This is a genomic window from Streptomyces sp. TOM-9 (genome assembly GCF_056858595.1).
Genome location: NZ_JBXEQB010000001.1, coordinates 6,530,767 through 6,543,512 on the forward strand (window position 1 = coordinate 6,530,767; position 12,746 = coordinate 6,543,512).

The 12,746-nt window shown below is 72.6% G+C and carries 14 protein-coding genes; 12 read left to right on the forward strand and 2 right to left on the reverse strand.

Annotation, left to right across the window (positions count from 1 at the left end):
• Positions 1-13: 13 nt before the first annotated feature.
• The 10 genes from AC1VWI_RS30515 to mutM all read left to right on the forward strand — a co-directional run bounded on the left by AC1VWI_RS30515 (position 14) and on the right by mutM (position 9,561).
• On the forward strand, positions 14-1,690 hold the full coding sequence (locus AC1VWI_RS30515) for a DAK2 domain-containing protein (protein WP_499514198.1): 1,677 nt from the start codon (positions 14-16) through the stop codon (positions 1,688-1,690).
• A 156-nt stretch (positions 1,691-1,846) separates the two neighbouring features.
• On the forward strand, positions 1,847-4,045 hold the full coding sequence (gene recG / locus AC1VWI_RS30520; RefSeq protein ID WP_499514199.1) for an ATP-dependent DNA helicase RecG: 2,199 nt from the start codon (positions 1,847-1,849) through the stop codon (positions 4,043-4,045).
• A 95-nt stretch (positions 4,046-4,140) separates the two neighbouring features.
• Positions 4,141-4,659 carry a hypothetical protein gene (locus tag AC1VWI_RS30525; RefSeq protein ID WP_499514200.1) on the forward strand — a complete coding sequence of 173 codons (519 nt, stop codon included), beginning with the start codon at positions 4,141-4,143 and terminating at the stop codon, positions 4,657-4,659.
• 70 nt (positions 4,660-4,729) lie between these two features.
• Positions 4,730-5,311 carry a 16S rRNA (guanine(966)-N(2))-methyltransferase RsmD gene (gene rsmD / locus AC1VWI_RS30530; RefSeq protein ID WP_499514201.1) on the forward strand — a complete coding sequence of 194 codons (582 nt, stop codon included), beginning with the start codon at positions 4,730-4,732 and terminating at the stop codon, positions 5,309-5,311.
• A 35-nt stretch (positions 5,312-5,346) separates the two neighbouring features.
• Positions 5,347-5,826, forward strand: a complete 480-nt coding sequence (gene coaD / locus AC1VWI_RS30535) for a pantetheine-phosphate adenylyltransferase (protein ID WP_499514202.1) — start codon at positions 5,347-5,349, stop codon at positions 5,824-5,826.
• Between the two features lie 10 nt (positions 5,827-5,836).
• A complete protein-coding gene (locus tag AC1VWI_RS30540) occupies positions 5,837-6,904 on the forward strand; it encodes an ATP synthase subunit B family protein (RefSeq protein ID WP_499514203.1) in 1,068 nt (355 codons plus the stop codon).
• A 178-nt stretch (positions 6,905-7,082) separates the two neighbouring features.
• Positions 7,083-7,622, forward strand: a complete 540-nt coding sequence (locus AC1VWI_RS30545; RefSeq protein WP_499514204.1) for a YceD family protein — start codon at positions 7,083-7,085, stop codon at positions 7,620-7,622.
• A gap of 2 nt (positions 7,623-7,624) precedes the next feature.
• Entirely contained in the window at positions 7,625-7,798 is a 174-nt protein-coding gene (gene rpmF / locus AC1VWI_RS30550) for a 50S ribosomal protein L32 (RefSeq protein WP_026251550.1), read from the forward strand.
• 19 nt (positions 7,799-7,817) lie between these two features.
• Positions 7,818-8,567: a ribonuclease III gene (gene rnc / locus AC1VWI_RS30555; protein ID WP_499514205.1), complete on the forward strand. Its 750-nt coding sequence runs from the start codon at positions 7,818-7,820 to the stop codon at positions 8,565-8,567.
• A gap of 94 nt (positions 8,568-8,661) precedes the next feature.
• Positions 8,662-9,561, forward strand: coding sequence for a bifunctional DNA-formamidopyrimidine glycosylase/DNA-(apurinic or apyrimidinic site) lyase (gene mutM, locus AC1VWI_RS30560; RefSeq protein ID WP_499514206.1), 900 nt, complete (start codon positions 8,662-8,664; stop codon positions 9,559-9,561).
• Here the strand turns inward: mutM and AC1VWI_RS30565 are convergent.
• Positions 9,504-9,962 (reverse strand): winged helix-turn-helix transcriptional regulator, encoded by a 459-nt coding sequence (locus AC1VWI_RS30565; protein WP_499514207.1) that lies wholly within the window; start codon positions 9,960-9,962, stop codon positions 9,504-9,506. The two genes, mutM and AC1VWI_RS30565, sit on opposite strands and share 58 nt — an antisense overlap.
• A gap of 111 nt (positions 9,963-10,073) precedes the next feature.
• On the opposite strand from AC1VWI_RS30565, the gene AC1VWI_RS30570 reads away from it, so the two are divergent.
• On the forward strand, positions 10,074-10,952 hold the full coding sequence (locus tag AC1VWI_RS30570) for an aminoglycoside phosphotransferase family protein (protein WP_499514208.1): 879 nt from the start codon (positions 10,074-10,076) through the stop codon (positions 10,950-10,952).
• Between the two features lie 157 nt (positions 10,953-11,109).
• On the opposite strand, the gene AC1VWI_RS30575 is transcribed toward AC1VWI_RS30570, so the two are convergent.
• Positions 11,110-12,021 (reverse strand): CAP domain-containing protein, encoded by a 912-nt coding sequence (locus tag AC1VWI_RS30575; protein ID WP_499514209.1) that lies wholly within the window; start codon positions 12,019-12,021, stop codon positions 11,110-11,112.
• 124 nt (positions 12,022-12,145) lie between these two features.
• Here AC1VWI_RS30575 and AC1VWI_RS30580 point away from each other — a divergent pair, with 124 nt between their 5' ends.
• The gene (locus AC1VWI_RS30580) at positions 12,146-12,427 is read left to right on the forward strand and encodes an acylphosphatase (protein WP_499514210.1); all 282 of its coding nucleotides are present in this window, start codon (positions 12,146-12,148) and stop codon (positions 12,425-12,427) included.
• Positions 12,428-12,746 lie beyond the last annotated feature (319 nt).

A 12,746-nucleotide genomic window follows, 5' to 3' on the forward strand; every position in this document is an offset into this window, starting at 1 on the left:
GCAGGAGGAACACGTGCCGCCGACGCTCGACCCTCCCGCGGTGCGCGCATGGTGCCGGCTGTCCCTCCAGGCGCTCGGGCGGGCACGCGAGGAGATCGACGCGATCAACGTCTACCCCGTCGCCGACGGGGACACCGGCACGAACCTGTTCCTGACCGTGGAGTCCGCCGCTCAGTCCGTGGACGCCGTCTTCGAGGGCCACGCCGCCTCGGGCGGCGTCCCGGACCTCACCTCGTGCCTGCGCTCCATGGCGCACGGCGCGCTCATAGGAGCACGCGGCAACTCCGGGACGATCCTCGCCCAACTGCTGCGCGGCATGGCCGAGGTCCTCGCCGAGGACGCCGGCGACCTGCGGCCGGCGCTGCGCCGGGCCGCGGAGTCCGCCTACCAGGCCGTCGCGCATCCGGTCGAGGGCACGATGCTCACCGTCGCCACGGCCGCCGCGGAGGCGGCCGCCGCCGTGACCGGCGACGTCCACGAGGTCTCCCGGGCCGCGTACGAGGCCGCCCGCCTCGCGCTGGCGGCAACTCCTCGGCAGCTGGCCGTCCTCGGCGACGCCGGTGTCGTCGACGCCGGCGGCCGCGGCCTCGTCGCCGTCCTGGGCGCCCTCGCGGACGCGGTCTCCGGACAGGCCCCGATGGGCCCGCTCGACGACGCCCTGCGGGTGCCGTTGCCCAGGGGCGCGTCCCAGGTCGTGCCCTACGGCTGCGCCACGACCGGCGGGGACGGCGCGGACCCGCACGCGGTGCCCGGCGGGCCGGACTTCGAGGTCATCTACCTCCTGGAGGCACCCGACCGCGCCGTCCCCGCGCTGCGCACCCGGCTGGACCGGCTCGGCGACTCCCTCGTCGTCGTCGGCGGGGACGGGCTGTGGAACGTCCACGTCCACGTCGACGACGTGGGCGCCGCCATCGAGGCCGGGATCGAGGCGGGACGGCCGTACCGCATCAAGGTGACGCACTTCGGCGACCAGGCCCGCGCGCTCGAGCAGGGCCGCCGAGGGGCCACCGGCGGGCGGGGCGAGCGCACGCTCCGGGCCGTCGTCGCCGTGGTGCGCGGTGACGGCCTCGCCGAGCTGTGCGCCCAGGCCGGGGCCACCGTGGTCGCCGTACGGCCAGGGGAGCCGCCCGCGAGCGGCGACATCGCGGAGGCCATCCGCCGCGCACACGCCCGCGAGGTCGTCCTGCTGCCCAACGACGTCGAACTGCGGCACGCGGTGGGCGCCGCGGCCGAACAGGCGCGCACGGAGGGCGTCCGCGTGGCGCTCATCCCCACCCGGTCCGCGGTGCAGGGCATCGCCGCCCTCGCCGTCCACGAGCCCACCCGGCGCTTCGACGAGGACGTCGTCGCCATGACCTCCGCGGCCGGCGCCACGCGCTACGCCGAGCTCGCCGTCGCGGAGGCCCAGTCCTGGACCATGGCCGGCGTCTGCCAGGCCGGGGACGTCCTCGGCCTCATCGACGGGGACGTCGCGGTGATCGGCGGCAACCTCGTCGAGACCGGGATCATCGTCCTGGACCGCATGCTCGCCGCGGGCGGGGAGATGGTCACGCTCGTCATCGGGTCCGACGCGCCCGCGGACCTGGCGGACCGGCTCGAGGCGCACGTCCGTGACAGCCACCTCGCGGTCGACACGGTCGTCTACGACGGCGGCCAGGAAACGTGCCCCCTCCTCATCGGCGTCGAGTAGCCGACCCCGCGTCGCCGCGTGCGGCGCCGTTGCGTGTTGCGGTTGGGGGTTTCCCCGCCGCAGGCGCAAACAACCGGCACACAAACACCCGGGCAGCCCGGCGCAGCCGCCGCCCCCCGGGCCGCAACACAAACTTTGTCGGCCCCGTGCGCAAAGATGGACGCGATGTCTGCTGCCCTTGACGAACCGCTCGCAAAATCCGTCGGCGGCCGCACCGCAAAGGTGTTCGCCGACCACCTCGACCTGCGCACCGTCGGCGACCTGCTGCACCACTACCCACGCCGCTACGCGGAACGCGGCGAGCTGACGCGCCTGTCCGACCTCCCGCTGGACGAACACGTCACCGTCGTCGCGCGCGTCGCCAAGGCGACGAAGAAGACCTACGGCCCGGGCAAGTCGCGCCTCGAGGTGGTCGTCACGGACGGCAGCGGCTCGCTGACCCTGGTCTTCTTCGGCCGGGGGGTGTTCAAGCCGGAGCACGACCTCCTCCCGGGCCGCCGCGGCATGTTCGCCGGCAAGGTGTCGGTGTTCAACCGGGCCCTGCAGCTGGCGCACCCCGAGTACCAGTTGCTGGACGCCGAGGACGGCAAGGAGGCCGTGGACGCCTTCGCCGGCCGGCTGATCCCGATCTACCCGGCGTGCAAGCAGGTCAACTCGTGGACGATCGCGAAGACCGTGGACACCGTGCTGACCTCCCTCGGCGCCACGCAGTGGTCCGGCACGGGCGAGCCGCTGCCCGCCGCGCTGCGGGAGTCGCGCGGGCTCGTGGCGCTGCCGGAGGCGCTGGAGAAGATCCACCGCCCGCGGTCCAAGGCCGACATCATGATCGCCAAGGAGCGCCTGAAGTGGGACGAGGCGTTCGTTTTGCAGGTGGCCCTCGCGCGGCGCCGGGCGGCGGACGACGCGCTGCCCGCCGTGCCGCGCGTGCCGGCCGAGGACGGTCTGCTGAAGGCCTTCGACGCGCGGCTGCCGTTCACGCTCACCGAGGGCCAGGAGCAGGTGTCGGCCGAGATCTTCGCGGACCTGGCGACGGACCACCCGATGCACCGGCTGCTCCAGGGCGAGGTGGGTTCCGGCAAGACGATGGTGGCGCTGCGCGCCATGCTCGGCGTGGTCGACACCGGAGGCCAGGCCGCGATGCTGGCGCCGACGGAGGTGCTGGCGCAGCAGCACCACCGGTCGATCACGGAGATGATGGGCGACCTCGCCGAGGGCGGCATGCTCGGCGGCTCGGACCTGGGCACGAAGGTCGTGCTGCTGACCGGTTCCATGGGGGCCGCCGCCCGCCGCCAGGCGCTGCTGGACCTGGTGACCGGCGAGGCCGGGATCGTCGTGGGCACGCACGCGCTGATCGAGGACAAGGTGGGGTTCCACGACCTGGGGCTGGTTGTGGTCGACGAGCAGCACCGCTTCGGTGTCGAGCAGCGCGACGCGCTGCGGGGCAAGGCCAAGCAGCCGCCGCACCTGCTGGTGATGACGGCGACGCCGATCCCGCGCACCGTCGCGATGACGGTCTTCGGCGACCTGGAGACCTCCGTGCTGGACCAGTTGCCGGCCGGCCGTTCGCCGATCGCCACGCACGTCGTGCCGGCGAAGGACAAGCCGCACTTCCTGTCGCGCGCCTGGGAGCGGGTGCGCGAGGAGGTCGAGAACGGGCACCAGGCGTACGTGGTGTGCCCGCGGATCGGTGACGAGGAGCCGGACCCGAAGAAGAAGTCCGCGGAGGACGAGGCGGAGCGGCGGCCGCCGCTGGCGGTGCTGGAGATCGCCGAGCAGCTGGTCAAGGGGCCGCTGGCGGGGCTGCGTGTGGAGGTGCTGCACGGGCGGATGCAGGCGGAGGCGAAGGACGACGTGATGCGCCGCTTCGCCGCCGGCGAGGTCGACGTGCTGGTGGCGACCACGGTGATCGAGGTCGGCGTCAACGTGCCGAACGCCACCGCCATGGTGATCATGGACGCGGACCGCTTCGGCGTCTCGCAGCTGCACCAGTTGCGAGGCCGGGTCGGGCGTGGTGCGGCGGCCGGTCTGTGCCTGCTGGTGTCCGAGATGCCGGAGGCGACCTCGGCCCGCGCCCGGCTCGACGCCGTGGCCGGGACGCTGGACGGCTTCGAGCTGTCCCGTATCGACCTGGAACAGCGGCGTGAGGGCGACGTCCTCGGGCAGGCCCAGTCCGGCACGCGTTCGTCGCTGCGCATGCTGACGGTGATCGACGACGAGGACGTGATCGCGGCGGCCCGGGAGGAGGCCACCTCGCTGGTCGCCGCGGACCCCGGACTGGAGGGTCAGCCGGACCTGCGCAGCGCGCTGGAGAGCCTGGTCGACGCGGACCGCGAGCAGTACCTCGACAAGGGCTGACGGACCGTCATTGTCAGTGCCCCCTGGGAGAATGGACACAGTCCGCGCCGATCCGCTCGGGAATAGGCGTAGTTGGACCTTTGGGGGCTGATTTCATGTCGTTCCGTCATCTCAACGAACTGCCGCTCGGTGAGAAGGTCTTCCGGATCGAGCTCTCCAGCGACGACGACACCACCGTCACCCTGACCCTGGCCGGCTGGTCCGAGGACGACCCGGACACCCTCCTCGCCTCCGGCACGCTCACGCTGCCGCTGACCGACGTCCCGTCCCTGCGCATCGCCCTCAACCGCGCCCTGCGGGCCCTCGCCCTCGTGGCCGACGTCGCCGAGCCCATACCCGACCGCGACGTGCTGCGCGAGCTGTTCCCGGGGCACGGCGCGCCCTGGGTGCCGCAGCACGAGGAGGAGCTGGTCCGCCGGTTCCACGACGGCGAGTCCATCGCCCGCGTGGCCGCGCGCTTCGGCCGCACGCCCGACTCCGTCCGGACGAAGCTGCGTGAGCTCGGTCACGACCCGCGCCGCCCCGAGCACTGCCCGCCCGACGGCTGCCTGTCCTGGTCGCGCTACGCCTCGCCGGCGCTCGTCGGGGCGGTGGAGGAGCAGGGCCGGGACTGACCTACGTATCGTGGGGGAGCGGCGCCGCGACGGCGCCGTTCCCCCCGCCCACGAGACGAATGAGCCGCAGATGACCCGCGTGATCGCCGGAGCCGCCGGTGGCCGCCGCCTGGCCGTGCCGCCGGGCAACGGAACCCGACCCACCTCGGACCGGGCGAAGGAGGGGCTGTTCTCCACCTGGGAGTCGCTGCGCGGCGTTCTGCACGGGGCGCGGGTCATCGACCTGTACGGGGGATCGGGCGCCGTCGGCCTGGAGGCGCTCTCACGCGGCGCGGCGCACGTGCTGCTGGTCGAGTCCGACCCCCGCGCCGCCCGCGTCATCCGGGAGAACGTCCGCGTCCTCGGGCTGCCCGGCGCCGAGGTGCGGGCCGGCAAGGCCGAGAAGGTGGTCGCGGGACCGTCTCCGGCGGACCCGTACGACCTGGTGTTCCTGGACCCGCCGTACGCCGTCACCGACGACGAGCTGCGCGAGATCCTGCTCACACTCCGTACGCAGGGCTGGCTCGACGCGGACGCCGTCGCCACCGTGGAGAGGAGCACCCGAGGCGGGGAATTCCGCTGGCCCGAGGGGTACGAAGGGATCAGGGCCCGGCGGTACGGCGAAGGGACGCTTTGGTACGGTCGCGCCGCCGACGTCACCGACGCGTCATGAACCACCCGCAGAACCCTCAGAGCGAGGAGTCACCGTTGCGCCGCGCAGTCTGTCCGGGGTCCTTCGACCCCGTCACCAATGGACACCTCGACATCATCGCCCGAGCCTCGCGCCTGTACGACGAGGTCTACGTGGCCGTGATGATCAACAAGTCGAAGAAGGGCCTCTTCTCGATCGAGGAGCGCATCGCCCTCATCGAGGAGGTCACCGCCGGGTACGGCAACGTGCGCGTGGAGGCCTTCCACGGCCTGCTGGTGGACTTCTGCAAGCAGCGCGACATCCCCGCCATCGTGAAGGGCCTGCGCGCGGTCAGCGACTTCGACTACGAGCTGCAGATGGCCCAGATGAACAACGGGCTGTCCGGCGTGGAGACCCTTTTCGTCCCCACCAACCCCACCTACAGCTTCCTGTCCTCCAGCCTCGTCAAGGAGGTGGCGCAATGGGGCGGCGACGTCGCGCACTTGCTGCCCCCCGTCGTGCTGGAGGCCCTCAAGAAGAAGCTCGCGCAGCAGTAGAGTCTGGAAGGTGGACGTCCAGAAGAAGCTCGACGAGATCGTGGCCGCCGTGGAGGCCGCCCGGTCCATGCCGATGTCGGCCTCCTGCGTGGTCAACCGTGCCGAGTTGCTCGCCATGCTCGAAGACGTACGGTCGGCGCTGCCCGACTCGCTCTCCCAGGCCCAGCAGTTGCTGGGCGGGCGGGAGCAGATGGTCGAGGAGGCCCGGGCCGAGGCCGGCCGGATCATCGGCGCCGCGCACGCGGAACGGGGTTCGCTGATCTCCGACACCGAGATCGCCCGCCGCTCGCAGCAGGAGGCCGAGCGCATCGTCACGGAGGCGCAGCGCGAGGCCACCGAGATCCGGGCCGAGGCCGACGACTACGTCGACAGCAAGCTCGCCAACTTCGAGGTCGTGCTGACCAAGACCATCGGCTCGGTGGACCGCGGGCGCGAGAAGCTGCTGGGCCACGGCCCGGCCCTCGACGAGAACGGCTACCCGTACGCGGACGAGGACGACGCGCCGGAGCGCAGCGGCGACCCCGAGACGCTGCGCCGCCGCGCGGACGAGTACGTGGACGCCAAGCTGGGCGCCTTCGAGGCGGTGCTCAGCAAGACCCTGGAGGCCGTCGGACGGGGCCGCCTGAAGCTGACCGGCCACCGCCCCATGGACGAGCTGGGCGCCCACGACGCGGACCCCGAGGGCCAGGTCCCCGGGCAGTCCGACGCCGAGTACCTCGCGGGCCTGGCCGCTCCCGTGGCCCCCGGCGACTACCAGTACGACCCGAACGCGGTCCAGCAGCCCGACTACGGCTACCAGCAGCCGGACCCGTACCAGCAGCAGGTCCAGCAGCCGGACCCGTACCAGCAGCAGGGTCAGTACGCCGACCCGTACGCCGCCCAGCCGCAGCAGGCCTACTACGACCCGAACTACGGCTGGCAGCAGCCGCAGCAGAGCGGTTACGAGCAGCAGCAGTACATCCCGCAGCAGCACCAGCAGGGGCAGGGCGCGGCGCTGGACGAGACGAGCTTCTTCGACACCAGCATGATCGACCTGAACCGGCTGCGTGAGCTGGAGCAGGAGCGCGGTTTGGGCTGAGCCCGGGGGACCGGTATCCTGATCCCTCAGCCGTGTGATCCCCGGCGCTTTGGCGTGCCCGCCGTCGTGGCGACGGGCACGCGCCGAACCGAAGAAAGCAGGAGCCCTGAACACCCGCCTCGACCACCGCAACCCGCTCGTGTTCGACACGCACGAGCTGGGTCGTCGTCCTGGGGCGATGAAGAAGGTCTCCCGCTCGGTGCCGGCCCCCAAGGACATGGGCATCGAGGTCATCGGTGTCCGCGAGGGCACGGAGATCGAGCTGGACCTCCGCCTGGAGTCGGTGATGGAGGGGGTGCTCGTCACGGGCACCGCCCGCGCACCGCTCTCGGGGGAGTGCGTAAGGTGTCTGGAGCCGCTCGAGCGTGAGCTCGAGACGGAGTTCCAGGAGTTGTACTCCTACCCCGACGCCGACACCCGGACCGGTGGGCACCACGGTGCCGCCGACGCCGGTGACGACGCCGAGGAGGAGGACACTCTCTTCCTCGAGGGCGACTTGTTCGACCTCGAGCCCGTGCTGCGCGACGCGGTGGTTCTCGAACTGCCGCTGCAGCCGGTGTGCCAGGACGACTGTGCCGGTCTGTGCTCCGATTGCGGGGCGCGGCTGGCGGACGACCCGGACCACCACCACGAGGTCACCGACATCCGTTGGGCGGCCCTGCAGGAAATCCAGCTGAGCGGTGCCGAGGACGGCGCCGACGAGAACCAGGAGAAGTAGCCGTGGCTGTTCCCAAGCGGAAGATGTCGCGCAGCAACACGCGCCACCGCCGTTCGCAGTGGAAGGCTGCGCCCGTGAGCCTGGTGGCGTGCGAGCGCTGCCACGAGCCGAAGCAGCAGCACATCGCGTGCCCGAGCTGCGGCACCTACAACCGTCGTCAGGTCCTCGAGGTCTGATCGGCGGGTGAGGGGCTCCATGTCGTCAGACGGCGCAACGTCGACGGACGCCGGTAAGGCAGCCTCGTCCCCCGCGGTTCTGGAAGGGCGGCTCGGGTACACACTCGAACCCGCCCTTCTGGTGCGTGCGCTGACCCATCGCTCGTACGCGTACGAGAACGGCGGTCTGCCCACCAACGAGCGCCTGGAGTTCCTCGGGGACTCCGTGCTCGGCCTGGTGGTCACGGACACGCTCTACCGCACCCACCCGGACCTCCCGGAGGGCACGCTCGCCAAGCTGCGGGCCGCGGTGGTCAACTCCCGAGCCCTGGCCGACGTCGGCCGTGGCCTCGACCTGGGCAGCTTCGTGCGCCTCGGCCGGGGCGAGGAGGGCACGGGAGGCCGGGACAAGGCGTCGATCCTCGCGGACACCCTCGAGGCGGTGATCGGGGCGGTCTACCTGGACCAGGGCCTGGACGCCGCGTCGGAGCTGGTGCACCGGCTCTTCGATCCACTGATCGAGAAGTCCTCCAACCTCGGGGCGGGACTGGACTGGAAGACCAGCCTCCAGGAACTCACCGCGGGCGAGGGCCTCGGTGTCCCGGAGTACGTGGTCTCCGAGACCGGACCGGACCACGAGAAGACCTTCACGGCTGCCGCCCGCGTCGGTGGTGTCGAGTACGGCACCGGCACCGGCCGCAGCAAGAAGGAAGCAGAGCAGCAGGCCGCCGAGGCCGCTTGGCGCGGGATCCGCGCCAAGCGCGACGCGAACGGCACTGTCGCGAGCTGAACCCGTCAGGCCCGTCCGGCCGGCCCCCGAGGCCGACCGGGCGGGCCTTCCGGTTCCCCGGACGGGGAACCGCCTTCCGAGAGGAGCGCACCGCGTGCCGGAGCTGCCCGAGGTCGAAGTCGTACGCCGCGGTCTGGACCGCTGGGTCAGCGGCCGCACCGTCGCCCGGGCCGAGGTGCTGCACGCCCGGGCCGTGCGCCGCCACCTCGCCGGCGGCGCGGACTTCGCCGACCGGCTGGAGGCGCAGACCTTCGGTCCCGCCCTGCGCCGCGGCAAGTACCTGTGGCTGCCGCTCCAGGACTCCCCGCTCGCGCTCCTCGGACACCTCGGCATGAGCGGCCAGCTGCTCGTCCAGCCCGAGGACGCGCCCGCCGAGACCCACCTGCGGATCCGGATCCGCTTCGAGGACGACCTCGGCACGGAGCTGCGTTTCGTCGACCAGCGCACCTTCGGCGGCCTGTCGCTGCACGAGTGCGTGCCCGGCGACCCCGAGCGGCTGCCGGTCCCCCTGTCGCACATCGCCCGCGACCCGCTCGACCCCCGCTTCGACGACGCGGCCTTCCACACCGCGCTGCGCCGCCGCCGCACCACGATCAAGCGGGCGCTGCTCGACCAGTCGCTGATCAGCGGGGTCGGCAACATCTACGCGGACGAGGCGCTGTGGCGCACCAGGCTGCACTACGAGCGGCCGACCGCGACCCTGACCCGGCCGGTCACCACCGAACTGCTCACCCACATCCGCGAGGTCATGACCGACGCCCTCGCCGCCGGCGGCACGAGCTTCGACAGCCTGTACGTCAACGTCAACGGGGAGTCCGGCTACTTCGACCGCTCCCTGGACGCCTACGGCCGCGAGGACGAGCCCTGCCGCCGCTGCGGCACCCCGATCCGCCGCCGTCCCTGGATGAACCGGTCGAGCTACTTCTGCCCGCGCTGTCAGCGACCGCCGCGCGGGCCGGGCGGCACGTCCGCCGTCATCGTCCGCCCGTCGTAGCGCCGCTGCGCCGCCAGCACCTCCGGCATCCGCGACTCCACGAGGCCGATCAGGGCGAGCAGCCGCTCGGCCGTGTCCCGGCCCAGCGGTGTGAGGCTGTAGTCGACCCGCGGCGGGTTGGTGGGCCGCGCCTCGCGGTGCACCAGCCCGTCCCGTTCCAGCGCGTGCAGGGTCTGGGAGAGCATCTTCTCGCTCACTCCGTCGACGCGGCGGCGCAGCTCGTTGAACCGCAGTGCCCCGTGGACCAGCGCGCCCAGCGTCAGCGAGCCCCAGCGGCCGGTCACGTGTTCCAGCGTGGGGCGCGACGGGCACGAGCGGGCGAACACGTCGAACTCCGGGTTCGCCGCCCCGGCACCACCGCTGCCGCCGGTGGCGTCGCCGGCCCGTACGGACGTCTCCATGGGCGTGAGCGTACTCGTCCACAGCGCCACCCGTGGGGTTGCGCTTCCCCTCGGTGAGTTACGGCCCCGAACCCCCGGCGTGGCCGGGGCCGTACGGCGCACAATGGGCGGATGCTTCCCGACGGCCCGCCCGCTCCGCCCGCCCCTGCCGCCACCTACGCCGAGACCGCCGAGCCGCAGCCGGAGATCCCCCTGATCGGCGGTGACGTGACCGAGGGCGTCGTCCGCGTCGGCGACACCGTCCGCCGTCCGACCGGCGCCCACAGCCCCCTGGTGCACGCCCTGCTCCGTCACCTGGAGGACGTCGGTTTCCCCGGCGCGCCGCGCCTCCTCGGCATCGATGCCGCCGGCCGGGAGGTGCTGACCTACGTGGCGGGGGAGGTCGCCGGACGGCCACGGCCGTCCTGGATCGCCGACGAGGACCGCCTCGTCTCGGTCGGCCGCCTGGTCCGCGCCTACGACGACGCGGTAGCCGGCTTCAGCCCACCCAGCGGCGTCCAGGCCCCTGCCGGTCCCGCCCCGCACCCGGACATGCCTCCCGCGCCCGCGCATCCCGCCGAGGTGATCGGGCACATGGACTTCACGCCCGACAACATCGTCTTCCGGGCCGGCCGGGCCGCCGCGCTCATCGACTTCGACCTGGCCAGGCCGGTTCCCAGGGTCGAGGAGATCCACAACGCGATGCTCTACTGGGCCCCCATCGGCGACCCCGCCGACGCCGACCCCCGCCTGCGCGACGTCGACGTCCCCCGGCGCTGCCGCCTCCTCGCCGACGCGTACGGCATGTCCGGCAGGGACCGCGGCCGCTTGCTGGAGGTCGCCGTGCTCCGCACCCGCCGCGCGTGGTTCTCCATGAAGCGGATGGCCGAGACCGAGGGCGGCGGCTGGGCCCGCATGTGGCACGAGGGGGTCGGCGACCAGATCAAACGCCGCGAGGCCTGGCTGGAACGCCACGGCTCCTCGATCGAGGCGGCACTCACCGCTCCATAGGGCGCGAGGAGCACCGCTCGGCACGTCGTGCCCGAATCCCGGGCGCCATCTGCTCCGGGAGGCTGCCGGGCCGCCCTCCGGCAGCGTCTCCTTCTCGACCACGCCCACCTGTACGTGCCCGGAGCCGTCGGCGCTCAACGGAGCGCCGACGGCCGGCTCAGTAGCCGAAGTCCTGCGTCCACCAGGGGCCGCCGTCACCGAAGACGGCGCCGACACCGATCGTCTTGTAGTCGCAGTTGAGGATGTTGGCGCGGTGCCCCTCGCTGTTCATCCAGGCGTCCATGACCTCCTGCGCCGTGGCCTGGCCGCGGGCGATGTTCTCGCCGCCGAGGTCCTTGACGCCGGCCTGCGCGGCGCGGTCCCAGGGGTCGTCGCCGTCGGGGTCGGTGTGGTCGAAGAAGGCCCGGGCGGCCATGTCGGCGCTGAAGTCGGAGGCGAGCTCGGAGAGCTTCTTGTTGTCGCGCAGCGGCTGGCAGCCGGCGGTGGCGCGGACGGTGTTCACCAGGGCGAGGACGGAGACCTCGGCGACGCTCTGGTCGCCGTCCTGCGCCTCGTCGCCGCCGCCCGGCACGAGGGTGGCCGCGGGCGGGGAGGGGACGGTGGCCGGCGCGGAGGACGCGGAGGGCTGCGGAGCGGTGGGGGTCGCGGCGCCGTCGTCCGGGGCGGAGGTGGAGGCGGAGGGGGTCGGCGTCGCGGTGGTCGCCGGTGCCGACGGGGCGGCGGGGGGCGCGGTCGTACGGGCGTTGCCGCGGCTGGCGGGTGCGGAGGTGTCCCGGTCGGCGGGGATGGCGCCGACGTCCTGGGGGCTCGCGGTGTTCGGCAGCCCGGCGGCCTGGACCTGGCCGGGAGCGTCGTCGTGGTACGAGAACCCGCCGGAGCCGTCCGGCGAGGGCAGCAGCCCGCTGGAGACGCCGATCGCACCCACGGCCAGCGCGGCGGACGAGGCCAGCAGCCCGGTCCGCACCGGGTTCTGCTTGCGCCGCCGGGCCCTGCTGCTCTGCCCGCGGTGGCGCGGCGCCTCCTCCGAGAACGGCGCCGGCTCAAAGGCTTTACGGCTGTGGCGGCCCATCCGGTGCAGTCCTTTATGTCGACGGTGTTCACCCGAACGGGTGAGTCCTGTTGCGGCGCGACTGTACCGAAAGACAGGCGGGGCAGGTGTGAACCCTGGGCAACTGGCGGGTTAGCGTGCTTTCATGAACGACGCTGTCCGACTCACCGCCTGGGTGCGAGGCCGCGTGCACCAAGTGGGTTTCCGCTGGTGGACGCGGGTGAACGCACTGGAGATCGGCGGACTCGACGGGTATGTGAGCAATCTCTCGGACGGCCGTGTGCAAGTCGTGGCCGAAGGCGAGCGGTCGCGCTGCGACGGTCTGCTCGACTGGCTGCGGACCGGCGACACGCCCGGACGCGTCGACGGCGTCACCGAAATCTGGGGCGAGCCGCGCGGCGGTTACGACGGCTTCGCGATCCGCTGACCCACCGACCCGCACACCGCCCCGTCCTCGCAGGTGAGGGGTGAGGTGACAGATCAACGGCAATCTCACGTGGCAAGAGCGACAAGGAGGTTGCCATTTCGCGCACCGCGTGCGAGGCTGCCGACATCGAGGACGCGGTGATCTTCGGGGAGCGGTCGACGGCCCTGTCCTCCACGCCACGCGGGACGCCCGCGGCGCCCTCTCGCGCCGTGTTTTCTTAGGCGCACCCGACGCCCGGGCTGTGATCGTGTTGACCGTCTAACTATTTGGTGAGACGCTGGAAGCCCCGCGCACCGCAGCTGTAGGCATGGCAAAGGGC